Origin of the sequence: Streptomyces sp. NPDC047971, from assembly GCF_040653355.1 — a bacterium.
In the GTDB taxonomy this organism is placed as follows: domain Bacteria; phylum Actinomycetota; class Actinomycetes; order Streptomycetales; family Streptomycetaceae; genus Streptomyces.
Genome location: NZ_JBEZNW010000003.1, coordinates 258,115 through 280,832, shown reverse-complemented (window position 1 = coordinate 280,832; position 22,718 = coordinate 258,115). Strand labels below are relative to the sequence as shown.

Below are 22,718 nucleotides of genomic sequence, written 5' to 3'. Positions count from 1 at the left end.
ACCGGCTCGCTTCCACGCACCGAGCCCGTGAGGGGCACCGCCGCGGCGGTCCGCTCACGGGCTCGCTCCGTTCCGGACGGGCGCCGACCGCGTCGGCCGCCCTCCCGAGGACCCGGCGAACCAGGCCCGCCGCGAGCGGCCGACGAGCGGGGCGACGGACCCGTCAGCGACGGGCCGTCACCGTGCCCTCGACGGCGAAGAGTTGTTCCTCCACATGGTCCAGGGCCAGGCGCAGGGCGCCCGTGCCCACCGCCGCCTCGCCCAGCATCGACAGGACCACGCGCGGCGGGCGCAGACAGAAACGGGCCAGCTCGTCGCGGAGCGGCTGCAGCACGCCGTCCAGGCCGGCCGCCCAGCCGCCGATGACCACCAGCTCCGGGTCGAGCGCCAGCACCAGCGCCGCCACGTCGTGCACCAGACGCTGCGTGAAACGCTCCACCGCCGCCTCCGCCCGCGCGTCGCCCTGCCGGGCCAGCGCGAAGACCTCGGTGACCGCCTGTTCGTCCAGCGGATGCAGTGGCTCGTCCGTCGTCGACAGCAGGTGTTCCGGGGTGGCTCCCTGGCCGAGCAGGTGCAGCGCCCCGATCTCCCCGGCCGCCCCGCCGAATCCGCGGTGCAGACGCCCCCCGATCAGCGAGCCCGCGCCCGGGCTCAGCCCGGCGAGCACGAAGACGATGTCGTCGGAGTCGGTCGCCGCGCCCTTCCAGTGCTCGGCGACGGCCGCCGCGTTCGCGTCGTTCTCCACCAGCACCGGGCACCGGAACGACCGCCGCAGCCGCTCCCCGAGCGCCAGGCCCGTCCAGCCGGGCAGCGCCGTGCCCAGCCGCACCGTCCCGTCCGCCTCGACGATCCCCGGCGTCCCCACGCCGACCGCCCGAAGGTTGGAGCGGGCCACCCCGGCCCTGCGCAGCACGTCCGCGACGACCGTGCGGACGCGCTCCAGCCGCTCGTCCTCCGGTGCCGTCTCCGAGACCTCACGGGCCCCCGCGCCGATGATCCGCCCGTCGAGACCCGACAACAGGGCGGCGACCCGGTGCGGTCCGATCTCGATGCCCAGCAGATGCCCGGCCTCCGCCCGGAAGCGGAACCTGCGCGCGGGGCGTCCCTGCCGTCTTGCCTCGCCCTCCTCGGGCGCCGCCTCGACGACGAGACCGCCGACGATCAGCCCTTCGACCACGCCCTCGACCGTCGGCCGTGACAGCCCGGTGATCCGGGTCAGGTCCGTGAGCGTGAGCGCGTCGGCGCCCCGCAGAGCATGGAGTACCACCGCGGAGTTGATCCGCCGCAGCAGCGACGGATCCCCGCCGGTCAGCCGCCCCACAGTGTGTCCTCCCAGCTCGTACGCGTGTCTGGCGGATGTTACTCAATGGACCGGAGGGCGGCGAGCGTCGCCCGCGCCCGCCGTCGGCGGGCGAGCGGTCTGACGGGGCGCCGGCTGTCAGAGGCTGCGGGTTTACTGAACCCATGACGCTCGCACAGCACCTCACCGCCCTCGATCTGCTGCGCGCCCGCGCGTTCCCCGCCGAGGGCTTCCACATGACCGAGTTACCCGTCGAAGACCCCACGGAGGAACAGGCGGAGGCAGAGCGGGAAGCGCTCGCGCTGCTCCTGGAGGCCCGCTGGGGCCCGCCGCACCTGCTGGGCCTGTACGGCCTGCTCGCCCGCGTCGGCGCGGGCGAGGCGATACCGCCGCCCTGGTCGCAGATCTGCGCCTCGGTGCCCGACATCCAGCTCTGGCGCGTGGACGCCCGCTGGGTCGCCCTCGGCCTCGCGCCCTGCGGCGAGGGGGAGTTCCGGCTCATGGCCTGGGTCACCGAGACCGAACCGCCGTAGCGCCCCGGCCACGGCGAGGCCGTCGCCCGCCCGACGGCCGACACGCGCCGCCCGGCCGGACCCCGCCCCCGCGCTTGCCGCGCCTAGACCCGCCGGTCCGGAAGCTCAGCGGCCTCGCGCAAGCGCCCGTACTCCGGCCCCCGCGCTTGCCGCGCCTAGACCCGCCGGTCCGGAAGCTCCGCGGCCTCGCGCAAGCGCCCGTACTCCTCCGCCATCGACGACAGCGTCCAGCGCGCGTTCAGACCGCTCGGGTTGGGCAGCGCCCAGATCCGGGTCTCCCCGATCGTCCGGTCCTGCGGACCGACCGCGGCGCCACGCTCCCCGAACGCCGTCCGGTACGCCGTGATGCCGACCACCGCGAGCCAGCGCGGACGCAACCGCTCGACCCGCTCCGTCAGCAGCCGGCCGCCCTCCCGGAACTCCTCGGCGCTCAGTTCGTCGGCCCGCGCGGTCGCCCTCGCCACCACGTTCGTGATGCCGAGCCCGTACGAGAGCAACTCGTCCTGCTCCGCCGGCCTCAGCAGCCGTGGCGTGAAGCCGGACAGGTCGAGCACCGGCCAGAAGCGGTTGCCCGGCCGCGCGAAGTGGTGGCCCGTCGCCGCCGACATCAGTCCCGGATTGATCCCGCAGAAGAGGACCGAAAGGCCGCCCGCGGCCACGTCGGGGATGACGCGGTCGCGGGCGGCCTCGAGCTCCTGCGGTGTGAACCGGGTCAGAGGATCGACCCGGGGGTGTACGCCGCGGCCTCCGGGTGCCGCTTGACGATCTCCTCGACACGGGAGACCACCACGGCGACCTGGTCGGCGGCGGCGCCGGTGAACGACAGCTTGTCCGCCATCAGCGCGTCGAGCTGCGCGCGGTCCAGCGGGATGCGCTCGTCGGCGGCGAGCTTGTCCAGCAGCTCGTTGCGCTCGGCGCCCTGCTCGCGCATGGCGAGCGCGGAGGCCACGGCGTTCTCCTTGATGGCCTCGTGGGCGAGCTCACGGCCGACCCCGGCGCGGACGGCGCCCATCAGGACCTTGGTGGTGGCGAGGAAGGGGAGGTAGCGGTCCAGCTCGCGGGCGACGACGGCCGGGAACGCGCCGAACTCGTCGAGCACGGTCAGGAAGGTCTCCAGGAGACCGTCGAGCGCGAAGAACGCGTCGGGCAGCGCGACCCGGCGGACCACCGAGCAGGAGACGTCGCCCTCGTTCCACTGGTCGCCCGCCAGCTCGCCCGTCATCGACGCGTAGCCGCGGAGGATGACCATGAGGCCGTTGACGCGCTCGCAGGAGCGGGTGTTCATCTTGTGCGGCATCGCGGAGGAGCCGACCTGGCCGGGCTTGAAGCCCTCGGTGACCAGCTCGTGGCCGGCCATCAGGCGGATCGTCTTGGCGACCGACGACGGCGCGGCGGCCAGCTGCACGAGCCCGGTGACCACGTCGTAGTCGAGCGAGCGCGGGTAGACCTGGCCGACCGAGGTGAAGGCGTGCGCGAAGCCGAGGTGACCGGCGATCCGCTGCTCCAGGTCCGCCAGCTTGGCCGCGTCGCCGCCGAGCAGGTCCAGCATGTCCTGGGCGGTGCCGACCGGGCCCTTGATGCCGCGCAGCGGGTAGCGGGCGATCAGCTCCTCCAGGCGGCCGTACGCGACGAGCAGCTCGTCGGCGGCCGTGGCGAAACGCTTGCCGAGGGTCGTGGCCTGGGCGGCGACGTTGTGGGAGCGGCCGGCCATGACGAGCTCGGCGTACTCGCCGGAGAGCTTGCCGAGGCGGGCCAGGACGGCGACCGTGCGGTCCCGCATCAGCTCCAGCGAGAGCCGGATCTGCAGCTGCTCCACGTTCTCGGTGAGGTCGCGGGAGGTCATGCCCTTGTGGACGTGCTCGTGACCGGCGAGGGCGTTGAACTCCTCGATCCGGGCCTTCACGTCGTGCCGGGTGACCTTCTCGCGCTCGGCGATGGAGCCGAGGTCGACCTGGTCGAGCACGCGCTCGTAGTCGGCGAGGGCCGCGTCCGGGACCTCGATCCCGAGGTCCTTCTGGGCACGCAGCACGGCGAGCCACAGCCGGCGCTCCAGCTTCACCTTCTGCTCGGGGGACCAGAGGACGGCGAGCTCCGCGGAGGCGTAGCGGCCGGCCAGGACATTGGGGATGCGGGGCTTCGCAGTCACAGCAGTCACGTGACCGAATTCTACTGGCGATTTCTGCAGGCCAGCGACAGGGTCCGATTCGTCTCTTGCTACGAGACCGTCATGAGACGCCCGTCACGCCCCGGCGGTCCCCGCCGGCCGCTCAGGCCGTCGGCGGCTCGTACGGCAGCAGCTCGGGCCGCTTGGCCGGGCGGCCGTCACCGGAGGAGCGGCCGGTCAGCCGGCGGCCGATCCACGGGCCGAGGTGCTCCTTCGCGAACCGGGCGTCCGCGAGGCGGCGGGACGCCCAGCCCGGCGGCAGGCTCGCGGGCAGCGGTGTCCGCCAGTCCTGCTCCGGGGCGAGGCCCAGCGTCTGCCAGACCGCCTCGGCCACCCGCCGGTGGCCCTCGTCGGTCAGATGGAGCCGGTCGACGTCCCACAGGCGCGGGTCGCCGAGCGCCGGTGCGCCGTAAAGGTCGACCACCAGGGCGCCGTGCCGGGCGGCGAGCGCGTCGATGTGGTCGAAGAGCTCCTCCATACGGGGCCGGAAGCGCTGCATGACGGGGCCGTTGCGGCCCGGGCTGCGCATCAGGACGAGCTGCCCGCAGGAGGGCGCCAGCTTCTCGACCGCCTCGGTGAGCAGACCCCGCACCCGGCCCATGTCGCACTTCGGCCGCAGGGTGTCGTTCAGCCCGCCGACCAGGGTCACCACGTCCGCCTTCATGGCGGCGGCGAGGTCGACCTGCTCCTCGACGATCTGTCCGATGAGCTTCCCCCGTACCGCGAGGTTGGCGTAGCGGAACCCGTCGGAGCGTGCGGCCAGCCGGGCCGCGAGGAGGTCCGCCCACCCCCGGTAGGTCCCGTCGGGCAGTCGGTCCGACATGCCTTCGGTGAAACTGTCGCCGACGGCGACCAGACTTGTGTAGGCGGCATTCATTTCCATGACGGAGCGATCATACCGTCTGGTATGCGGCCGTCGGTCCGCCGGAGCCCCGGGGCGCGGACGCGCCCCGGGGCTCCGGATCGTGCGGTGTCAGGACGCCGCGGGGCGCCCGACCAGCTCGCGCAGGACGTCCTCCATCGTGACGAGTCCGGCCAGCTTGCCGTCCTCGTCCAGGACCGCCGCGAGGTGCGTGCGGCTGCGGCGCATCGCCGTCAGGACGTCGTCCATCGGCGTGGCCGCCCGGACCCGGGCGATCGGCCGCATGGCGGACACCGGGAACGGCAGGTCGCGCGGGGTCGCGTCCAGGGCGTCCTTCACATGCAGGTAGCCCAGGATCCGGCGGCCCGTGTCGACCACGGGGAAGCGGGAGAAGCCCGACGCGGCGGACAGCGCCTCCAGCTCCTCCGGCGTCGTGCCGACCGCCGCGTACACGACCTTCTCCACCGGCATGACCACGTCCCGCACCGGGCGACGGCCCAGTTCGAGGGCGTCGTGCAGACGCTCCGCCGTGCGGTCGTCGAGCAGACCCCCGACCCCCGCGTCCGTGACCATCCTGGCCAGCTCGTCGTCCGAGAAGGTCGCCGAGACCTCGTCCTTGACCTCCACCCGCAGCAACTTCAGGATCGCGTTGGCGAAGGCGTTGATCGTGAAGATCACCGGACGCAGCGCCCGGGCGATCGCCACCAGCGGCGGGCCGAGGATCAGGGCCGAGCGGGTGGGCTCGGCCAGCGCGATGTTCTTCGGGACCATCTCGCCGAGCAGCATGTGCAGATAGGTCGCCACGGCCAGCGCGATCACGAACGAGATCGGGTGCACCAGACCGTGCGGCACACCGACCGCGTCGAAGACGGGTTCGAGCAGGTGCGCGATGGCGGGCTCGGCGACGATGCCGAGCACCAGGGTGCACAGCGTGATGCCGAGCTGTGCCGCGGCGAGCAGCGCCGAGACGTGTTCGAGACCCCAGACGACGCTGCGCGCCCTGCGGTCACCCGCCTCGGCCGCGGGCTCGATCTGACTGCGGCGTACGGAGATCAGGGCGAACTCGGCGCCGACGAAGAAGGCGTTCACGACCAGGGTCAGGAAGCCGATCAACAACTGGATCGCGGTCATCGGTCCGTCTCCCCGGTCTCCTGGGACTCCTCGGCGGACGGCGCGTGCATCAGCACCCGCGCGGCCCGGCGCCCGGAGGCGTCCACGACGTCGAGCTCCCAGCCGGCCAGCTCCACGCTGTCGCCGACCGCGGGGATCCGGCCGAGGCTGGTGGCGAGTACGCCCGCCAGGGTCTCGTACGGCCCGTCGGGCACGCGCAGGCCGATGGCCTCCAGCTGGTCGGTGCGGGCGGCGCCGTCGGCCGACCACAGCTCGCGCCCGTCCGCGTCCACCCCCGCCCGTGCGAGGTCGGGTGTCTCGTGCGGGTCGTGCTCGTCCCGCACCTCGCCGACGACCTCCTCGACGATGTCCTCCAGCGTCGCGACGCCGGCGGTGCCGCCGTACTCGTCGATGACGACCGCCATCGTCTGCTTGCCGGACAGCCGGTCGAGCAGCCGGTCGACGGTCAGGGTCTCCGGGACGAGCAGCGGCTCGCGCACCATGTCCCCGATGCGACGCAGGCGCCGCTCGTGGGCCGGTATGGCCAGGACGTCCTTGATGTGGGCGATCCCGACCACCGAGTCGAGGCTGCCCCGGTAGACGGGGAAGCGGGACAGGCCGGTCGCACGGGTCGCGTTGGCGACGTCCTCCGCGGTGGCCTGCACCTCCAGGGCGGTGACCTGGACGCGCGGGGTCATCACGTTCTCCGCGGTCAGCTCGGCCAGGTTCAGCGTCCGCACGAACAGCTCCGCGGTGTCCGCCTCCAGGGCGCCCTCCTTGGCGGAGTGGCGGGCCAGCGCGACGAGCTCCTTGGGGGAGCGCGCCGAGGCCAGCTCCTCGGTCGGCTCCATGCCGAGCCGGCGCAGGATGCGGTTGGCGGTGTTGTTGAGGTGGCTGATGAGCGGCTTGAACGCGGCGGTGAACACCCGCTGCGGGGTGGCGACCCGCTTGGCGATCGCCAGTGGCGAGGAGATCGCCCAGTTCTTGGGGACCAGCTCGCCGACGACCATCAGGACGACGGTCGACAGGGCCGTGCCGAGGACCAGGGCGACCGAGGAGGCCACCGAGGAGGAGAAGCCGAGGTCCTCCAGCGGACCGCGGATCAGCTTGGCGATCGAGGGCTCGGAGAGCATGCCGACGATCAGGTTGGTGACGGTGATGCCGAGCTGGGCGCCGGAGAGCTGGAAGGTGAGCGACTTGACGGCCTTGAGCGCGCTCGCCGCGCCCCTCTCACCCCGCTCCACGGCCTGTTCGAGATCGGACCGTTCGACCGTGGTGAGCGAGAACTCGGCCGCGACGAAGGCGCCGCACGCGAGCGAGAGCAGCAGCGCCACCACGAGCAGAAGCACTTCGATCATCGGTTCACCTCCGTCCCATGATCAGTCACGGGCAGAGGGATCGCGCGCTTGGTACTGGGAGGCTCGCCCATGGGCGGACGCTCACACCTTTCGATCGTGCGGGAGGGAAGTCCCATGGTAAAGGACGGGCAAAGCGGCTCTCATCCCCGGGGGGCGGCGTGGAGCGGCTTCACCCAGCGGGTCCACGCCTGGTCGGGGCCGTACTCGGCCGCGCGCCACGCATGCTGCCCGAGTTCGTTGCGGTCGAGCACCATGGCGTCGACCCGACGCCCGCCGAGCCGTACGAAACGCTCCTCGGCGGCGTCGATCAGCGCGCTGCCCACGCCTCGGCGGCGGTGGTCCGGATGGACGGCGAGCCGGTAGAGGTGGCAGCGCCAGCCGTCGAAGCCGGCGATCACCGTGCCGGCGAGCTCGTCGCCGCGTTCGGCCAGGATCAGGGCCTCGGGGTCGCGGGAGACGAGCCGCTCGATCCCGGCGCGGTCGTCGCTGATGCTGGTGCCCTCGGCGGCCACCTTCCAGAAGGCGAGGACGGCGTCGAGGTCGGCCGGGGCGGCGGTCCGGATGCGCAGTTCGGTCATGATCCGCATCCCACCACCGGTCTGCGCCGCCGTCGACCGTGTTTCGCCATATGGGCGGACAGCGGTCCGGGCCTGCCCGAAGGGGCAGGCCCGGACGTCACGGCCGGGCCTCAGGGCCCGTGCTCCGCGATCAGACGAGGTCGAAGCGGTCCAGCTCCATGACCTTCGTCCACGCCGCGACGAAGTCCTTCACGAACTTCTCCTTCGCGTCGGCGCTCGCGTAGACCTCGGCCAGCGCGCGCAGCTCGGAGTTCGAGCCGAAGACCAGGTCGGCGCGGGTGCCGGTCCACTTGACCTCGCCCGCCGCGTCGCGGCCCTCGAACTCGTCCTGCGCCGAGGACGTCGACTTCCACGTGGTGCCCAGGTCGAGCAGGTTGACGAAGAAGTCGTTGGTCAGCGTGCCCGGCCTGTCCGTGAGGACGCCGTGCTTGGACTGGGCGTGGTTGGCGCCCAGGACACGCAGGCCGCCGACGAGGACGGTCAGCTCGGGGGCGCTGACGGTGAGCAGGTTCGCCCGGTCCAGCAGCAGGAACTCGGCCGGCAGGCGGTTGCCCTTGCCGGCGTAGTTGCGGAAGCCGTCGGCGGCCGGCTCCAGAGCGGCGAACGACTCGACGTCCGTCTGCTCCTGCGAGGCGTCGACACGGCCCGGCGTGAACGGCACCTCGATGTCGTAGCCGCCGTCCTTGGCCGCCTTCTCCACGGCCGCGGAGCCCGCGAGCACGACGAGGTCGGCGATCGAGACCTTCTTGCCGCCCTCGGCGTCGAAAGCGGCCTTGACGCCCTCGAGCGCGCGCAGCACCTGCGCCAGCTCGTCCGGGTTGTTGACCTCCCAGTTGCGCTGCGGCTCCAGGCGGATGCGGCCGCCGTTGGCGCCGCCGCGCTTGTCGCTGCCGCGGAAGGAGGAGGCGGCGGCCCAGGCCGCGGAGACCAGCTGCGAGACCGTGAGGCCCGTGCCGAGGATGCGCTCCTTGAGGGAGGCGATGTCGGCGGCGTCGATGAGCTCGCCCTCGCGCGCCGGCAGCGGGTCCTGCCACAGCAGTACCTCGGAGGGGACCTCCGGGCCGAGGTAGCGGACGACCGGGCCCATGTCGCGGTGCGTCAGCTTGTACCAGGCGCGGGCGAAGGCGTCCGCGAACTGCTCCGGGTGCTCGTAGAAGCGGCGCGAGATCTGCTCGTAGACCGGGTCGAAGCGGAGCGACAGGTCGGTGGTGAGCATGGTCGGGCGGTGCTTCTTCGACGCGTCGTGGGCGTCCGGGATGATCTCCTCGGAGTCCTTCGCGACCCACTGGTGAGCACCGGCCGGGCTCTTGGTGAGCTCGTAGTCGTACTCGAAGAGGTGCTTGAAGAAGTCGTGGCTCCACTGCGCGGGCGTGGTGGTCCAGGTGACCTCCAGGCCACTGGTGATCGCGTCGCCGCCCTTGCCGGTGCCGTACGTGTTCGCCCAGCCGAGGCCCTGGGCCTCCAGCGGCGCGGCCTCGGGGTCGGCGCCGACGTTCTCCGCCGGGCCGGCGCCGTGCGCCTTGCCGAAGGTGTGGCCACCGGCGATGAGGGCGACGGTCTCCTCGTCGTTCATCGCCATGCGGCGGAAGGTCTCGCGGATGTCGCGGGCCGCGGCGATCGGGTCCGGGTTGCCGTTGGGGCCCTCGGGGTTGACGTAGATGAGGCCCATCTGGACCGCGCCGAGCGGGCTCTCCAGCTCGCGGTCGCCGGTGTAGCGCTCGTCGCCGAGCCAGGTGGTCTCCGGGCCCCAGTAGACGTCCTCGTCGGGCTCCCACACGTCGGCACGGCCACCGGCGAAGCCGAAGGTCTCGAAGCCCATCGACTCCAGGGCGACGTTGCCGGTGAGGATCATGAGGTCGGCCCAGGAGATGGACTGGCCGTACTTCTGCTTGACCGGCCACAGCAGGCGGCGCGCCTTGTCGAGGTTGCCGTTGTCCGGCCAGCTGTTCAGCGGCGCGAAGCGCTGCTGGCCGGCGCCGGCGCCGCCGCGGCCGTCGCTGATGCGGTACGTGCCGGCGCTGTGCCAGGCCATACGGATCATGAGCGGGCCGTAGTTGCCGAAGTCGGCGGGCCACCAGTCCTGCGAGGTGGTGAGGACCTCCGCGATGTCGCGCTTGACGGCTGCGAGGTCGAGGGACGTGAACGCCTCGGCGTAGTCGAACTCCTCACCGAGCGGGTTCGCCACGGCGGGGTTCTTGGCGAGGATCTTCAGGTTGAGCCGCTCCGGCCACCACTGGCGGTTTCCGCCGCCCTGGGTCGGGTGCGCGGCACGCGCGGTGTGCGCGACCGGGCAGCCTCCCGTTCCCTCGGCTTTCGCGTCGGTGACGACTGCATCGTGGTTCTCGGACATGGGAATCCTTCCGGACGGGGCGGATCGTGGTGCTCAGCCGGGGCGGCGGTTCCGGAGGTGGTCGTGTCACCCGACCGGAGCCATCTTGTCCCTTGGCTATTGCCGGAATCGATCCTACGATAGACAGAGTCCAAGTCAAGAAGAACGTCAATCCTCTGTCCCATCGGAAGCCCGACGCCCCTCCGGGAGCGTCGAACGTCCCACCGAAGTCCGAGCTGAATGGGTGAACCGACATGAGCGACCTGCTGGAGCGACTGCGTGGGCGTGGCTGGCGGATGACCTCTCAGCGGCGTGTGGTCGCGGAGGTCCTCGACGGCGACCACGTGCACCTCACGGCCGACGAGGTGCACGTCCGCGCGGCCCGGCGGCTGCCCGAGATCTCCCGGGCGACGGTCTACAACACCCTGGGCGAGCTGGTCTCCCTCGGCGAGGTCGTCGAGGTCTCCACCGACGGCCGCGCCAAGCGCTACGACCCCAACGCCCACCACCCCCACCAGCACCTGGTCTGCGCCGGCTGCGGGACCATCCGTGACGTCCACCCGACCGGCGACCTGCTGGCCGACCTCCCGGCGGAGGAGCGGTTCGGCTTCGCGGTCTCCGAGGTCGAGGTCACCTACCGGGGTCTGTGCCCCTCCTGCGCCTGAGGCGTGTGTCGACAGTGGCGCCTGTCCCGCGACGCCTGGCACGCGCCCTGGAGGCGTCTCCTCGGTCGGGTCGGCGGGTCTCGGCCCTGCGGCGGCATCCGGGGGTCGCGTCAGCGTGACCGCAGCTCCTCGATCACCGGGCCGAACGCCTCCATGGCGTTGTCCATGACCGTGAGGGACGAGATGCCGTACCGCTCGCGCCGCTCGCGCAACTGGTCGGCGATCTCCCGCACGGTGCCGACCGCCAGCAGGGGGAGGTCCGGCACCTCCTCCTCGCTCAGATGCGACACGTACGGGAGGAACTCCGCCATCGCCGCGGCGCGGTCGTCGGTCACGACGACCCGCTGGAGCAGCAGGTTCAGCTCGGCCGGGGCGAGGCGGTCGGCCTCCTTCTCGAAGCGGCGGTACGTGGCCACCCGCTCGTCCATCTCCTCGGCGGACAGGACCTCCACACGACCCGACCCGGTGCGTCCGCCGGTGAACGCCATGACGTCGGCGTGCCGGGCGGCGAGACGCAGCACCCGGTCGCCGTTGCCGCCGATCAGCAGAGGCGGCCGGTCGCCTTCCGCGCTGCCGAGGATCCGCTCCAACTCCTCGACGACGCGGGTGAGATGGTCGACCCTCCGGCCCGGGGGAAGGAAGTCGATCCCCGCCCGCTCGTGCTCCTCGCGGACATAGCCCGCACCGAGCCCCAGGTCCAGCCTGCCGCCGGTGAGGGCGACCGTCGTGGTCACCTCGCGGGCCAGCAGGACCGGATTCCAGAAACCGGCGTTGAGGACGAAGGTGCCCACGCGCGGCAGGGTCGTGGCCTCGGCGGCGGCCACCAGGGCGGGGAACGGGGCGGGCATCCCCAGATGGTCCGGGACGAGGATCCGGTCGTAGCCGAGTTCCTCGGCCCGGCGGCAGCGTGCGCGCCACTCCTCGCCCGTCCCGGGCGTCAGCATGCTGGCCGCGAAGCGGAACGGTGACGCCATGGCGGCTCCCCTTGTCGCTGCTAGCGCACCGGCGCTAGCGTGGTCGTGTGGCCAAGACCCAGCTGAACGTACGTGTGGACGAAACTACCGCCGACACAGCCCGCCGGCGGGCACAACAGCGCGGAGTGAGCGTCAACCGCTATATCGAGGAGCTCGTCCAGCAGGACGCGGGCGAGTCGGGGCGGGCCTTCGTCGAGGCGGCCGCCGACTTCATGAAGCAGTACGAGGGCGTGTTCGCCGAGGAGTTCGGCTCGGAGCGTGACCGCACCGCATGAGCCTCACGGTCGACATCTCCTGGCTCCTCATGGTCGCCGAACACCAGACGCCGGGCGACCCGCAGGTCACCGACTGGGGCGCGCTCGTCGCCGCGGTCGGCCGGCACGACGCCGAGATCTTCGGCGTGCCCGTCTACAGCGACCCGCACGCCCGCGCCGCCGCGCTGCTCCAACTCCTGCTGCACATCCCGGCATTGGAGCACTCCAACGCGATGTTCGCCTCCGCCGTGGCCTACGGCTACCTCGTCGCCAGCGGTGAGAAGGTCGTCACCTCGCCCGAACAGGTCCGCGATCTCGCCCGCCTCGTCAAGAAGGGCGAGGCGGACGTCCGCGCCATCGCCGCCGAGCTGCGGCAGTGGAGCCGCTGAACCGACAGGCCGTCAGATCCGGCGTGCCGAGCCGAGGATGCAGTACGAGGAGGGGAATCGGGTCCCCTGCTCCGGCACGGTGAACCGGCGGTACACGACCGGTTCGAACCCCGCCGCCTCGATCGCCGCCAGCGGATCGCGCGCCGTGTGACAGCCGCCGAACAGCAGCGGCCACACCGTGCGGTCCAGGGCGCGCTGGGCGCGGGCCATGCCACGCGACGGTGCCAACCCATGCTCGAAGAAACGCAGTTCACCACCGGGGCGCAGGACCCGGTGCAGCTCGGCGAGCGCCCTCGGCACGTCGCGCACCGTGCACAGCACCAGCGAGGCCACCGCGGCGTCGAACGCCTCGCTCTTCACCGGCAGCGCCTCCGCCGCACCCGGCACCACGTCCACCGGCACATCGGCGCGCAACGCCGCGTCGGCCGCCAACGTCCGCAGGTGGCGCTCGGGTTCGATGGCCACGACCTCGGAGACGGCGCCCGGATAGTGCGCGAAGTTGAGCCCGTTCCCGGCACCGATCTCGATGGCCCGACCGGACAGACCGGTCAGCAGCTCCGTACGCAGGGCGCCGATGCCGCCCTTCGTATCGGCGGAGACGCTGAACCGCGCGTAGAACCGCGCGAACAGGGGATGGTGGACGGCGTCCCGGGGGACCCGGGTGGAACGCGTGGACATACGCGGACCTCCTCCTCCGACGCTCGGCGGCGCAGACGCGGACGGACGGGAGGATTCTGCCCGCCCACGGCCCTTCTCAGCCCGACACGAAGCAGAACTCGTTGCCCTCGGGATCCCGCATCACCTGAAAGGACCCTTGCGGGTCGGTGACGACGCCACCGGACCGGGTGGCGCCCAGGGCGGTCGCCGCGTCGGCCGCGGCGTCCAGCTCCGGCGCCTCCAGATCCAGATGGAGCCGGTTCTTGACGACCTTGCCCTCGGGCACCAGCTGGAAGGCGATCCGGACGAAGCCCGGAGGCTCCACATACGACCAGTCGGGGCCCCGGTCGACCGGAGCCCCGCCGAGGAGGCCGGCCCAGAACCGCACCAGAGCGGCCGGATCGGCGCAGTCGAACACGATCTCCGAAACCTGTGCGCGCATGGATCCAGCTTACGGAGGGGTCAGGGCCGGGCGCTCGCCGCGAAGCCCTCCGCGTCCCAGATCCCGCCGAGCGCCGGAGCCAGCCACGCACCCGCGCGCGCCCGGAACTCGGCCGGACCGAGGCCGCCCGCGCCCTCCGGTACGGCTCCGAGAAGCGGCGCCCCGGCCATCTCCGGGAGTTCGGCCAGATTGCAGCACGACGCCAGGTCCGGGGCGGCCGGCCAGCTGCCGACGACGATGCCGAGCTGCTCGATGCCGCGTGCCGTGAGGGCCTCGGCCGTCAGCTGGGTGGTGTTGAGCGTGCCGAGCCCGGAGGGCACCACGACGAGCACCGGGGCGCCGAGCAGACGGGCCACGTCGGCGAGGGTCCCGCCCTCCTCGTCGAAGCGGACGAGGAGCCCGCCGGCGCCCTCCACCAGCACCAGATCGTGTTCGGCGGCCAGTTTGGTGGCCGCCTCGGCGACCTCCCGCGGCCCGACCGGCGCCATGCCGGCCCGCCGGGCGGCCGTGGCGGGCGCCAACGGCTCCGGGAATCGCGCCAGTTCGGCCGACGTCTGCGCCCCGGACAGCCGTACGACCTCGTCCGCGTCCCCGCGCTCGCCCGGTTCGAGACCGGTCTGCGCGGGCTTGAGCACGGCCACCGACCGGCCCTGGGCCGCGGCGACGGCGGCCACGGCGGCCGTCACGATCGTCTTGCCGATCTCCGTCCCCGTACCGCTGACGACGATGACGGTCATGGTGTGTCGCATCCTCTCTGAACCCCCGCGCCCGCACGGCCGTGGGGTCGTCTGACACGCCGGCCCGCACCGGGCCCCGAGGGGCACCGGAACGGACCGGCCTCCCTTGCTCCGGGCGGCGCGGCCCGGTCGGTCAGCCCGCCACCGCGGCCGCGCGCACCGCGGCGCAGATACGGGCCAGGTCCGCGTCGCCGGTGACGAACGGCGGCATCGTGTAGATCAGGTCGCGGAACGGCCGCAGCCACACGCCCGCCCGGACCGCCGCCTCCGAGGCCGCGGCCATGTCGACGTCGTGGTCGAGCTGGACCACCCCGATGGCGCCGAGCACCCGCACGTCCCGGACACCGGGCAGCGACGCGGCCTCGGCGAGACCCTGACGGAGCCCCGTCTCGATCCGCTTGACCTCCAGCGCCCAGTCCTGCGACATCAGCAGGTCCAGCGACGCGAGCGCCACCGACGCGGCCAGCGGGTTGCCCATGAACGTCGGCCCGTGCGCGAGCACCGGAAGCTCGCCCCGCGAGATCCCCTCGGCGATCCGCGTCGTGCACAGCGTCGCCGCCATCGACAGATAGCCGCCGGTCAGCGCCTTGCCCACACACATGACATCGGGCGAGATCCCGGCATGGTCGGCGCCGAACAGCGTGCCCGTACGACCGAACCCGGTCGCGATCTCGTCGAAGATCAGCAGCACGCCGTGCTCGTCGCACGCCTCCCGCAGCACCCGCAGGTACTCCGGCGCGTGGAAGCGCATCCCACCCGCGTTCTGCACCACCGGCTCCACGATCACCGCGGCGACCTCGTCCGCGTGGAGCGCGATCCGCTCCCGCAGCATCTCGGCGTACGACTCCTCGTAGGCGGTGGGCGGCGCGTCCACGAAGACCTGCTCCTGGAGCACGCCCGACCACAGCTGGTGCATCCCGCCCTCGGGGTCGCACAGCGACATCGGCTGCCAGGTGTCGCCGTGGTAGCCGCCACGCCAGGTCAGCAGCCGCTGCTTGCCGGGCTTGCCGACGGAGCGCCAGTACTGCAGGCACATCTTGGCCGCGACCTCGACGGAGACCGAGCCCGAGTCGCTGAGGAAGACGTGCTGGAGCGGTGCGGGGGTGATCTCCACCAGACGGGTGGCGAGCCGGACGGCCGGCTCGTGGGTGAGCCCGCCGAACATGACGTGGCTCATCCGGTCCAGCTGGCCGTGCGCCGCCTCGTTGAGCACGGGGTGGTTGTAGCCGTGGATCGCGGACCACCACGAGGACATGCCGTCGATCAACTCGTCCTGACCGTGCACCGGTTCGGCGAGGCGGAGCCGCACCCCGGACGCGGACGCGACGACCAGCGGATCCGTACGGCCCGGCATGGGGGCGTACGGGTGCCAGACGTGCGCCCGGTCCAGGGCGAGCAGTTCCTCGTTACGCATTCGGCGCGAGCTCCGTCCCGGCCCCGCGGCGGCGCACCGCCACCAGGTCCGTACGGGCTCCGGACGCCTCGGCCGGCTCGGCCTCGGGGGCGTCGGCCTGCGGAGCGTGGCCACCGCACGGCCCGCAGCCGGAGCCCGCCTCGGCGTGCGAACCGCAGCCCGCTCCCGCGTCGGCCGCCGAACCGCAGCCGGCCGAGGCCGCGGAGCCGCACCCGCCGGCCGCGGCGGCGGCGGCGGCCGAAGCGTCGGCGCGGTGCCGGGGCAGCGTGGTCGTGCCCATGCCCTCCACCTCGAAGCCCGCGTCCGCGATCATGTCGAGGTCCGCCTGACCGGCCTGGCCCTCGCTCGTCAGATAGTCGCCGAGGAAGATCGAGTTGGCGATGTTCAGCGCGAGCGGCTGCATCGAGCGCAGGTGCACCTCGCGTCCACCCGCGATCCGGACCTCCACGTCCGGGCAGACGAACCGCACCATCGCCAGGATCCGCAGGCAACGCTGCGGAGTGAGGTTCCACTCCTTCGCCAGCGGAGTGCCCTCGAACGGGATGAGGAAGTTCACCGGCACCGAGTCCGAGCCGAGGTCGCGCAGCGCGTAGACGACGTCGACCAGGTCCTCGTCGCTCTCGCCCATGCCCGCGATCAGCCCGGAGCAGGCCGACAGACCGGCGGCATGCGCCTTCTGCACGGTGTCCACCCGGTCCTGGTAGGTGTGGGTGGTCGTGATCTCGCCGTACGTCCCCTCGGACGTGTTCAGGTTGTGGTTGTAGGCGTCGGCGCCCGCCTCGCGCAGCCGCTCCGCCTGGCCGTCCGAGAGCAGACCGAGGCACGCGCAGACCTCGACGCCCTCGTTCTGCTCCTTGATCGCCTCGATGGTCTTGCCGACCCGCTCCACGTCCCGGTCGGTCGGCCCGCGGCCGCTCGCCACCAGACAGACCCGCTTCGCACCGCCGGCGACACCGGCGGCGGCGGCCTGGGACGCCTCGTCCGGCTTCAGCCAGCTGTACTTGAGGATCCCGGCCGTCGAGCCGAGCCGCTGGGAGCAGTACGAGCAGTCCTCCGGACACAGCCCGGACTTCAGATTGACCAAGTAGTTGAGTTTCACCCGACGCCCGAACCACTGGCGGCGCACCTTGCCGGCCGCGGCCACCACATCGAGCAGATCGTCGTCGGAGGTCGCCAGGACGGCGAGCGCTTCTTCACGGCTCGGCAGCTCGCGCCGCAGCCCCTTGTCCACCAGCGTGTTCAGCAGGTCCATAAAGGGTGATCCTGGCCTACCGCACACCTCGCGGCCAAGGAGGATCTGAACAAACGAGGCCGTTTGAGGTGTGTGCATGGCCACATCCTGACCTTGGCTCCGGACGGTTAGGGTCTGTGCGCTGCCTACAAAAGGGATCTGCCGCATGCACCGGGACGAGGACACCCGCGGGACCGCGTTCGACTGGACCGACACCGAGGCACGCCACCGCGAGCGGGCGGGGCTCGTCCGCACGCTCAGGCCCCGCGCCGCCGTATCGGACCTGCTGGACCTGGCGAGCAACGACTACCTCGGGCTGACGCGCCGGCCGGAGATCACCGAGGCGGCGGCCGAGGCGGCACGGCACTGGGGCGCAGGCGCCACCGGCTCGCGACTCGTCACCGGCACCACCCGGCTGCACACCCGTCTGGAGCACGAACTCGCCGAGTTCTGCGGCTTCGAGGCCGCCCTCGTCTTCTCCTCCGGCTACACCGCCAATCTCGCCGCGCTCACCGCGCTGAGCAGCCGCGACTCGCTGATCGTCTCGGACGCGGGCAACCACGCCTCGATCGTCGACGGCTGCCGGCTCGCGCGCGCCGAGACGGCCGTGGTCCCGCATGCCGACGCCGAGGCGGTGCGCAAGACCCTGCGGGCCCATGAGGGCCGCAGGGCCCTCGCCGTCACCGACTCCGTGTTCTCCGTGGACGGTGACAAGGCCCCTCTCACCGAGATCGCCGACGCGTGCCGCGCCCATGGCGCCGCACTGGTCGTCGACGACGCCCACGGCCTGGGCGTGCTCGGCGCAGGCGGCCGTGGCGCCCTGGCCGAAGCGGGTCTCGCCGGCGACGCGGACATCGTCGCCACCCTCACCCTCTCCAAGTCGCTCGGCAGCCAGGGCGGCGCCGTCCTCGGCCCCGCCCGGGTGATCGAGCACCTGGTCAACGCGGCCCGGACCTTCATCTTCGACACCGGACTCGCCCCCGCCGCCGCGGGCGCCGCCCTGGCCGGCCTGCGGCTGATCGACCGCGAACCCGGCCTCGCCGAGCGCGCGCGGACCGTCGCGACCACCCTGCACCGGCTGCTCACCGAGGCCGGACTGACCGCCGTACGCCCGGACGCGGCCGTCGTCTCGGTGCGAGCCCCCGCGCCCGAGGCGGCCCTGCGATGGGCGGCGGACTGTCGCGAACTGGGCCTCGCCGTGGGCTGCTTCCGGCCCCCGTCGGTCCCGGACGGCATCTCACGGCTGCGCCTGACGGCCCGCGCGGATCTGACGGACGCGCAGATCGACCGGGCGGTGGAGACGATCGTGCGCACGGCGCCCGCGGTCCACTGACCGCAGCAGTTCGCCGGTCCAAATACGGTCTGCCGTAGCAGAGTTCACCGCTTCGAGCGACACATATGCACAGATCTTGGTGGATCGCCGTACGGGGCGGGGCGATCGGTGGCACTCTGACGCCTAGCGCAATCCGGGCCGGGCCCGGTGGGAAAGGGACAGCGTCGCCATGGCAGACCACCAGGAAGCAACCGTCACTCTGCCGAGCGATCCCGCCTCGGTCTCCGCCGCCCGCAGATACGTCGCCGACATCCTGACCGGCTGGGGGCTCGCCGAGGCGTGCGACGCCGCCGACGCGATCCGGCTGATCGTCTCCGAGCTGGCCACCAACGCCGTCCAGCACACCTTCGGGCAGTCGCCCACCTTCACCGTCGACGTCCGGCTGGAGCGCGAGGAGCAGCTGCACATCGGCGTCACCGACAGCCATCCGCGGTGGCCCCAGCGACTCCCGGCGGCGGTGCAGCAGGACAACGGCCGGGGGATGGTCATCATCCGCTTCCTGGCCAAGGAGGCGGGCGGCCGGCTCTCGGTCACCCCGACCAGGGAGGGCGGCAAGACCGTCTGGATCAACCTCCCCTGGACCCCCTCAGCGAACCGGACCCCCGCGGTCCTGACCTAGAGCGTGTCGCAGAAGATCGTGTCCGGAACGTAGCGCCGCCCGCCGGCCCCGCGACGGCCGGCGTTCACGGGGCCGCACGGGCGAAGCCGCTCCGCAGCAGCGCCCGGAGCGACCGGGCCGCCGGCCCCGACTCCTCGCCGCGGTGCGCCACCGAGATCGTCCGACGGAACGACGTCGGCTCCAACGCCCGCACGCCCAGGGGAGACGCCGCCATCATGGCGACCATCTCCGGCACCACCGCCACCCCGAGCCCCGCGCTGACCAGCGCGCACACCAGGGCGTACCCCGGCGTCCGGCACACGACCGACGGGCTCACGCCGGCCCGGGCCAGCGCGCCCTCCACTCCTCGCCTCGACGGATGGTCCGGCGCGCTGCTGATCAACGGCTGGCCGGCGAGCTCCGCGATCGGCAGCCGGCCGGAGCCTTCCGCCAGCACATGGCCCGGCGCCGTGACCAGGACCAACTCCTCCACCAGCAGGGGCTCCAACGCGACCCCGGGCGGCGGCGGCGCGGGCTCGGCGGGCTCGTAGACGTGGGTGATCGCCAGATCGACCTCGCCCTCGGCCACCGCCGCCACCCCGCCCGGCGGCTCGTATTCGGCCACCGTCAGCTCCACGTCCGGATGAGCCCGGCGGAACGCGCTCAGCACCGGTGGGAGCAGATGGATCCCGACGGTGGTGAAGGTGCCGACCCGGAGCCGGCCGCCGGAGAGTCCGCTGAGCTGCGCCAGCTCGTGGCGCGCCCGCTCCATCTCGTCCAGGACACGGCGCGCTCGGCTGACGAGCAGTTCACCGGCGGGCGTCAGCCGCGCGCCCCGGTGGTGCCGGACGAGCAGCGCGGCGCCGGCCTCCCGCTCCAGTTTGGCGAGCTGCTGGGAGAGCGCGGGCGGGGTGTACCCGAGCCGGGCGGCGGCCCGGGTGATCGAGCCGTCCTCGGCGACCGCCACCAGTGCCGCGAGCCGCACCAGATCCTGCATAAAGGATTCCTTTGGCCAGACCCAGAAGATCGTGTCTACACACTAAAGGCTTGCGGCGGGCACGCTGGGGTCATGGACGGACAGCTGATCGCCTTCATCGGGGTCGCGGCGGGCATGGTGGCCATGCCGGGAGCCGACTTCACGGTCGTCGTACGCAGCGCGCTCGCCTCTCGGCGGGCCGGGGTGGCCAGTGCGGTCGGGGTGGCCGGCGGGCTCCTGGTGCACACCGCCCTCGCGGTGGCAGGCCTGGCGGCCGTGCTGATCGCGGTGCCGGCGCTCTACCGCGCCCTCCAGATCGCCGGTGGCGTGTACGTCCTCCACCTCGGCGTACAGGCCCTCCGCGGCGCGCTGCGGGCGACGGGGGAGGCCTCGCCCGCCACCGCGGGGGAGGCGCGGGTCGGCCGCGCGCTGCGCCAGGGGTTCCTCGCCAATGTGCTGAACCCGAAGGCGCCCGTGCTCTTTCTGAGTCTGCTGCCGCAGTTCGTGCCGGACGGTGTCGCGGTCGTGCCCCGCACACTGTTGCTGGCGTCCGTCGTGGTGCTGCTCGCTCTGCTGTGGTTCCCCCTGGTGGCCGTCCTGGTGGACCGCCTCGGTCACTGGCTGCGCCGTCCGCGGACGGCCAGGACCGTGCAGGGGGTGACGGGCGGCGCGCTGGCCGCCCTGGGGCTGACCCTGTTGTCGGCTCCCCTCGCGGGGAACTGAGGCGGGTGCGCGGGTGAGGGTGCGGCGGCGCCACCGCACCCCCCCCGTGAGGCCGTCGTTCAGCCGGCGAGGAGGCAGGCCGTCGGGGCTCCGGCCGGAGGGGCTCCGGCCGGTGCGGATCCGCCGGTCACCCGCTCATCGGACCCGGCCGTAGGAGATCTTGGCCGACCAGATCCTGTCGAGCTTCACCCAGGAGCCCTTCTTGGGCGAGTGCCAGATCTTGTTGTTACCGGCGTAGATGCCCACGTGGTACACCCGTCCACCCGAGTGGAAGAAGACCAGGTCACCCTTCTGCCGGCTGGAGGCGGAGATGTGCCGGGTCTTGTTGTACTGCTGCTGCGCGGTACGGGGCAGGGACTTGCCCGCCTTCTTGTACGAGTAGAGCGTGAGCCCCGAGCAGTCGAACCGGCTCGGTCCCGACGCTCCGTACCGGTAGGGCGATCCCTTCTTGGCCGCCGCGATGCTCAGCGCCTTGCCGGCGTGCGCGGTCGCGGCCTGGGCCTCGGGGGTGGCGCCCGGCGCCAGCATGGTGCCGCCGACGGCGGCGAGGGTGAGAGCCGAGACGGCTCCGGCCCGGGACAGCAGGGACGGGACATGAATCTGCGCAGTCATGCGCAACCCTTCGTCAGCCGCCTGTGAAGGATGACCTGTCGGGTTCGGGCTGGCGAAGTTGCCCGGCCGCGGCTGCGGCTTCACCCCGAGGCACGACCCCCATGCGCGGTCGTCCCGTACTGCTCGGGTCCTCCACTCCTGCCGATCCACTCCTGTCGACCAGACATCCGGGACGGCGGCAGGACTCGGCGTCCGCCCGGACCGCCCCGCCGTGGTGGCGGGGGCTTGTCGTCGTGAGGGATCTTGACTCACTTTCAGGGCGAAATCCGAGTTGAAACGACGCTATGTGAGGCTCCTCACGACTGATCCATTCGGGTGGACAGACATGTTTCGTGATCTTCTGAGATGGGGCTGACGAGCCCCGCACCAGGGGAGAAACGCCCGATTCAGCCAGATGCGTACACCTGTTGCGCAACTCACCCCGCACATATGTCGATTCATCGACTACGCCGAACGAGGGAGGCTTTCCGTGGCCGTGCTGGGCCGAGTGGACCTCGACACGACACGCGGAAATGTCAACTCGCGCGTGTCCCGGGCACGGTGACCCGCTCCGAACGGCGTTCCCCGTCCAACACCCGCAGCGCGCGGGCCAACGTCTCCGCGTGCACCTCGGCCTCGCCGCGCCCATGCATCACGGTCAGGGCGTCGCGCAGCGCGGTGGCCCGCCCCACCAGGGCCTGTGCCGCCCGTAGCGCTCCATAAGTATGCGAGATCCTGGATGGATTGATCCTCCCCAGGAGGTCCACGACGGCGAGGTAGGCGTCGACGACCTCGCCCTCGGCGCGGGTCAGGGCGGGCAGTGGCGGCAGCTCGGGGACCATCGCGCTCACCTCGCCCCGCGGCCGGACGACCCCCGGTTCTGGACCACGTGATCCACCAGGCCGTACGCGGTGGCGGCCGGCGCGTCGAGGATCGTGGTCCGGTCGATGTCGGCGTCGATCCGCTCGCGGCTCCGTCCGGTGTGGGTCGCCAGCATCCCGGCCGTCATCGCGCGCAGCCGGAGCAATTCCCGTGCCTGGATGTCCAGATCGCTGGGCTGCCCCCGCAACGGCTCCTCCATCGTGGGCTGCTGGAGCACGACCCGGGCGCCGGGCAGCGCGAGCCGCTTCCCGGGCGTCCCGGCCGCGAGCAGCACGGCGGCGGTGGACACGGCCTGGGCGAGGCAGATGGTCTCGACCTCGCAGGTGACGACCTGCATCGTGTCGTAGATCGCGGACATCGCGCTGGGCGAACCGCCGGGGGAGTTGATGTACAGCGAGATGTCCCGGTCGGGGTCGGCGTACTCCAGATGCAGGAACTGGGTGATGACGTCGTTGGCCGAGGTCTCGTCGATCGGCGTGCCGAGGAAGACGATCCGCTCCTCCAGCAGCTTGGAGTACGGGTCGAGGGTCCGGCTGCCGAAGCTGGTGCGCTCGGTGAACTCGGGAAGGACGTGGCGGGCGTGCATGGGCGGCCTCCGTTCTTTCAAAATGTACAGGA

25 protein-coding genes and 1 riboswitch are annotated in these 22,718 nt (G+C 72.3%); of the genes, 7 read left to right on the top strand and 18 right to left on the bottom strand.

Going from position 1 to position 22,718, the window contains the following annotated elements; all coding sequences use genetic code 11:
• Nucleotides 1-163 precede the first annotated feature (163 nt).
• Nucleotides 164-1,321 (bottom strand): ROK family transcriptional regulator, encoded by a 1,158-nt coding sequence (locus tag AB0D99_RS05385; RefSeq protein WP_362357165.1) that lies wholly within the window; start codon nt 1,319-1,321, stop codon nt 164-166.
• Between the two features lie 143 nt (nt 1,322-1,464).
• On the opposite strand from AB0D99_RS05385, the gene AB0D99_RS05380 reads away from it, so the two are divergent.
• Nucleotides 1,465-1,833, top strand: coding sequence for a hypothetical protein (locus AB0D99_RS05380; RefSeq protein ID WP_362357163.1), 369 nt, complete (start codon nt 1,465-1,467; stop codon nt 1,831-1,833).
• A gap of 155 nt (nt 1,834-1,988) precedes the next feature.
• Here AB0D99_RS05380 and mug read toward each other — a convergent pair whose 3' ends face one another.
• From mug to katG, 7 genes are all read right to left on the bottom strand, one after another.
• On the bottom strand, nt 1,989-2,549 hold the full coding sequence (gene mug / locus AB0D99_RS05375; protein ID WP_362357226.1) for a G/U mismatch-specific DNA glycosylase: 561 nt from the start codon (nt 2,547-2,549) through the stop codon (nt 1,989-1,991).
• Complete coding sequence (gene purB, locus AB0D99_RS05370; RefSeq protein WP_362357161.1) at nt 2,546-3,988, bottom strand: adenylosuccinate lyase; 1,443 nt, start codon at nt 3,986-3,988, stop codon at nt 2,546-2,548. Before purB ends, mug begins: the two co-directional genes overlap by 4 nt.
• Before the next feature lie 112 nt (nt 3,989-4,100).
• On the bottom strand, nt 4,101-4,880 hold the full coding sequence (locus tag AB0D99_RS05365) for an SGNH/GDSL hydrolase family protein (protein ID WP_362357159.1): 780 nt from the start codon (nt 4,878-4,880) through the stop codon (nt 4,101-4,103).
• 90 nt (nt 4,881-4,970) lie between these two features.
• The gene (locus AB0D99_RS05360) at nt 4,971-5,990 is read right to left on the bottom strand and encodes a hemolysin family protein (RefSeq protein WP_362357157.1); all 1,020 of its coding nucleotides are present in this window, start codon (nt 5,988-5,990) and stop codon (nt 4,971-4,973) included.
• The gene (locus AB0D99_RS05355) at nt 5,987-7,327 is read right to left on the bottom strand and encodes a hemolysin family protein (protein ID WP_362357155.1); all 1,341 of its coding nucleotides are present in this window, start codon (nt 7,325-7,327) and stop codon (nt 5,987-5,989) included. The genes AB0D99_RS05360 and AB0D99_RS05355 overlap by 4 nt, the downstream gene beginning before the upstream one ends.
• 140 nt (nt 7,328-7,467) lie before the next feature.
• On the bottom strand, nt 7,468-7,905 hold the full coding sequence (locus tag AB0D99_RS05350; protein ID WP_362357153.1) for a GNAT family N-acetyltransferase: 438 nt from the start codon (nt 7,903-7,905) through the stop codon (nt 7,468-7,470).
• A 130-nt stretch (nt 7,906-8,035) separates the two neighbouring features.
• Nucleotides 8,036-10,255 carry a catalase/peroxidase HPI gene (gene katG, locus AB0D99_RS05345; protein WP_362357151.1) on the bottom strand — a complete coding sequence of 740 codons (2,220 nt, stop codon included), beginning with the start codon at nt 10,253-10,255 and terminating at the stop codon, nt 8,036-8,038.
• 233 nt (nt 10,256-10,488) lie between these two features.
• On the opposite strand from katG, the gene AB0D99_RS05340 reads away from it, so the two are divergent.
• Nucleotides 10,489-10,899, top strand: coding sequence for a Fur family transcriptional regulator (locus tag AB0D99_RS05340; RefSeq protein WP_362357149.1), 411 nt, complete (start codon nt 10,489-10,491; stop codon nt 10,897-10,899).
• A 110-nt stretch (nt 10,900-11,009) separates the two neighbouring features.
• Here AB0D99_RS05340 and AB0D99_RS05335 read toward each other — a convergent pair whose 3' ends face one another.
• Nucleotides 11,010-11,873, bottom strand: a complete 864-nt coding sequence (locus AB0D99_RS05335) for a TIGR03621 family F420-dependent LLM class oxidoreductase (protein WP_362357147.1) — start codon at nt 11,871-11,873, stop codon at nt 11,010-11,012.
• 47 nt (nt 11,874-11,920) lie between these two features.
• Here AB0D99_RS05335 and AB0D99_RS05330 point away from each other — a divergent pair, with 47 nt between their 5' ends.
• A complete protein-coding gene (locus AB0D99_RS05330) occupies nt 11,921-12,148 on the top strand; it encodes an antitoxin (RefSeq protein WP_329123298.1) in 228 nt (75 codons plus the stop codon).
• Nucleotides 12,145-12,516 (top strand): fic family toxin-antitoxin system, toxin component, encoded by a 372-nt coding sequence (locus AB0D99_RS05325; RefSeq protein WP_362357144.1) that lies wholly within the window; start codon nt 12,145-12,147, stop codon nt 12,514-12,516. The genes AB0D99_RS05330 and AB0D99_RS05325 overlap by 4 nt, the downstream gene beginning before the upstream one ends.
• A 12-nt stretch (nt 12,517-12,528) precedes the next feature.
• On the opposite strand, the gene AB0D99_RS05320 is transcribed toward AB0D99_RS05325, so the two are convergent.
• The 5 genes from AB0D99_RS05320 to bioB all read right to left on the bottom strand — a co-directional run bounded on the left by AB0D99_RS05320 (nt 12,529) and on the right by bioB (nt 17,018).
• Entirely contained in the window at nt 12,529-13,194 is a 666-nt protein-coding gene (locus AB0D99_RS05320; protein ID WP_362357142.1) for a class I SAM-dependent methyltransferase, read from the bottom strand.
• A gap of 76 nt (nt 13,195-13,270) precedes the next feature.
• Nucleotides 13,271-13,615: a VOC family protein gene (locus tag AB0D99_RS05315; RefSeq protein WP_362357140.1), complete on the bottom strand. Its 345-nt coding sequence runs from the start codon at nt 13,613-13,615 to the stop codon at nt 13,271-13,273.
• A gap of 20 nt (nt 13,616-13,635) precedes the next feature.
• The gene (gene bioD, locus AB0D99_RS05310; protein ID WP_362357138.1) at nt 13,636-14,352 is read right to left on the bottom strand and encodes a dethiobiotin synthase; all 717 of its coding nucleotides are present in this window, start codon (nt 14,350-14,352) and stop codon (nt 13,636-13,638) included.
• A 133-nt stretch (nt 14,353-14,485) separates the two neighbouring features.
• Complete coding sequence (locus AB0D99_RS05305; protein ID WP_362357136.1) at nt 14,486-15,766, bottom strand: adenosylmethionine--8-amino-7-oxononanoate transaminase; 1,281 nt, start codon at nt 15,764-15,766, stop codon at nt 14,486-14,488.
• Nucleotides 15,759-17,018: a biotin synthase BioB gene (gene bioB / locus AB0D99_RS05300; protein WP_362357134.1), complete on the bottom strand. Its 1,260-nt coding sequence runs from the start codon at nt 17,016-17,018 to the stop codon at nt 15,759-15,761. Before bioB ends, AB0D99_RS05305 begins: the two co-directional genes overlap by 8 nt.
• A gap of 145 nt (nt 17,019-17,163) precedes the next feature.
• On the opposite strand from bioB, the gene AB0D99_RS05295 reads away from it, so the two are divergent.
• Together AB0D99_RS05295 and AB0D99_RS05290 are read left to right on the top strand one after the other, a co-directional pair.
• The gene (locus tag AB0D99_RS05295) at nt 17,164-18,330 is read left to right on the top strand and encodes an 8-amino-7-oxononanoate synthase (RefSeq protein ID WP_362357132.1); all 1,167 of its coding nucleotides are present in this window, start codon (nt 17,164-17,166) and stop codon (nt 18,328-18,330) included.
• Between the two features lie 169 nt (nt 18,331-18,499).
• Nucleotides 18,500-18,949, top strand: coding sequence for an ATP-binding protein (locus AB0D99_RS05290; RefSeq protein WP_362357130.1), 450 nt, complete (start codon nt 18,500-18,502; stop codon nt 18,947-18,949).
• A 64-nt stretch (nt 18,950-19,013) separates the two neighbouring features.
• On the opposite strand, the gene AB0D99_RS05285 is transcribed toward AB0D99_RS05290, so the two are convergent.
• Nucleotides 19,014-19,925 carry a LysR family transcriptional regulator gene (locus AB0D99_RS05285; protein ID WP_362357128.1) on the bottom strand — a complete coding sequence of 304 codons (912 nt, stop codon included), beginning with the start codon at nt 19,923-19,925 and terminating at the stop codon, nt 19,014-19,016.
• 72 nt (nt 19,926-19,997) lie between these two features.
• Between AB0D99_RS05285 and AB0D99_RS05280 the strand changes: the two genes are divergently transcribed.
• Nucleotides 19,998-20,627, top strand: coding sequence for a LysE family translocator (locus AB0D99_RS05280; RefSeq protein ID WP_362357126.1), 630 nt, complete (start codon nt 19,998-20,000; stop codon nt 20,625-20,627).
• Between the two features lie 135 nt (nt 20,628-20,762).
• On the opposite strand, the gene AB0D99_RS05275 is transcribed toward AB0D99_RS05280, so the two are convergent.
• The 3 genes from AB0D99_RS05275 to AB0D99_RS05265 form a co-directional block, all read right to left on the bottom strand.
• Nucleotides 20,763-21,239: a C40 family peptidase gene (locus AB0D99_RS05275; RefSeq protein WP_362357124.1), complete on the bottom strand. Its 477-nt coding sequence runs from the start codon at nt 21,237-21,239 to the stop codon at nt 20,763-20,765.
• Nucleotides 21,240-21,242: 3 nt separating this feature from the next.
• Nucleotides 21,243-21,440, bottom strand: a riboswitch (cyclic di-AMP (ydaO/yuaA leader).
• A 314-nt stretch (nt 21,441-21,754) separates the two neighbouring features.
• Nucleotides 21,755-22,060, bottom strand: a complete 306-nt coding sequence (locus AB0D99_RS05270) for a hypothetical protein (RefSeq protein WP_362357122.1) — start codon at nt 22,058-22,060, stop codon at nt 21,755-21,757.
• 5 nt (nt 22,061-22,065) lie between these two features.
• A complete protein-coding gene (locus AB0D99_RS05265; protein WP_362357120.1) occupies nt 22,066-22,686 on the bottom strand; it encodes an ATP-dependent Clp protease proteolytic subunit in 621 nt (206 codons plus the stop codon).
• Nucleotides 22,687-22,718: the final 32 nt, after the last annotated feature.

What these genes read in the sequence shown, in the direction of transcription:
- AB0D99_RS05275 (WP_362357124.1), bottom strand. Translation starts at nt 21,239, where the DNA reads ATGACTGCGCAGATTCATGTCCCGTCCCTGCTGTCCCGGGCCGGAGCC.
- AB0D99_RS05355 (WP_362357155.1), bottom strand. Translation starts at nt 7,327, where the DNA reads ATGATCGAAGTGCTTCTGCTCGTGGTGGCGCTGCTGCTCTCGCTCGCG.
- AB0D99_RS05290 (WP_362357130.1), top strand. Translation starts at nt 18,500, where the DNA reads ATGGCAGACCACCAGGAAGCAACCGTCACTCTGCCGAGCGATCCCGCC.
- bioB (WP_362357134.1), bottom strand. Translation starts at nt 17,018, where the DNA reads ATGGACCTGCTGAACACGCTGGTGGACAAGGGGCTGCGGCGCGAGCTG.
- AB0D99_RS05380 (WP_362357163.1), top strand. Translation starts at nt 1,465, where the DNA reads ATGACGCTCGCACAGCACCTCACCGCCCTCGATCTGCTGCGCGCCCGC.
- katG (WP_362357151.1), bottom strand. Translation starts at nt 10,255, where the DNA reads ATGTCCGAGAACCACGATGCAGTCGTCACCGACGCGAAAGCCGAGGGA.
- AB0D99_RS05295 (WP_362357132.1), top strand. Translation starts at nt 17,164, where the DNA reads ATGCACCGGGACGAGGACACCCGCGGGACCGCGTTCGACTGGACCGAC.
- AB0D99_RS05335 (WP_362357147.1), bottom strand. Translation starts at nt 11,873, where the DNA reads ATGGCGTCACCGTTCCGCTTCGCGGCCAGCATGCTGACGCCCGGGACG.
- AB0D99_RS05350 (WP_362357153.1), bottom strand. Translation starts at nt 7,905, where the DNA reads ATGACCGAACTGCGCATCCGGACCGCCGCCCCGGCCGACCTCGACGCC.
- AB0D99_RS05320 (WP_362357142.1), bottom strand. Translation starts at nt 13,194, where the DNA reads ATGTCCACGCGTTCCACCCGGGTCCCCCGGGACGCCGTCCACCATCCC.
- AB0D99_RS05280 (WP_362357126.1), top strand. Translation starts at nt 19,998, where the DNA reads ATGGACGGACAGCTGATCGCCTTCATCGGGGTCGCGGCGGGCATGGTG.
- AB0D99_RS05285 (WP_362357128.1), bottom strand. Translation starts at nt 19,925, where the DNA reads ATGCAGGATCTGGTGCGGCTCGCGGCACTGGTGGCGGTCGCCGAGGAC.
- AB0D99_RS05340 (WP_362357149.1), top strand. Translation starts at nt 10,489, where the DNA reads ATGAGCGACCTGCTGGAGCGACTGCGTGGGCGTGGCTGGCGGATGACC.
- AB0D99_RS05270 (WP_362357122.1), bottom strand. Translation starts at nt 22,060, where the DNA reads ATGGTCCCCGAGCTGCCGCCACTGCCCGCCCTGACCCGCGCCGAGGGC.
- AB0D99_RS05305 (WP_362357136.1), bottom strand. Translation starts at nt 15,766, where the DNA reads ATGCGTAACGAGGAACTGCTCGCCCTGGACCGGGCGCACGTCTGGCAC.
- AB0D99_RS05365 (WP_362357159.1), bottom strand. Translation starts at nt 4,880, where the DNA reads ATGGAAATGAATGCCGCCTACACAAGTCTGGTCGCCGTCGGCGACAGT.
- AB0D99_RS05325 (WP_362357144.1), top strand. Translation starts at nt 12,145, where the DNA reads ATGAGCCTCACGGTCGACATCTCCTGGCTCCTCATGGTCGCCGAACAC.
- bioD (WP_362357138.1), bottom strand. Translation starts at nt 14,352, where the DNA reads ATGACCGTCATCGTCGTCAGCGGTACGGGGACGGAGATCGGCAAGACG.
- AB0D99_RS05265 (WP_362357120.1), bottom strand. Translation starts at nt 22,686, where the DNA reads ATGCACGCCCGCCACGTCCTTCCCGAGTTCACCGAGCGCACCAGCTTC.
- AB0D99_RS05360 (WP_362357157.1), bottom strand. Translation starts at nt 5,990, where the DNA reads ATGACCGCGATCCAGTTGTTGATCGGCTTCCTGACCCTGGTCGTGAAC.
- AB0D99_RS05315 (WP_362357140.1), bottom strand. Translation starts at nt 13,615, where the DNA reads ATGCGCGCACAGGTTTCGGAGATCGTGTTCGACTGCGCCGATCCGGCC.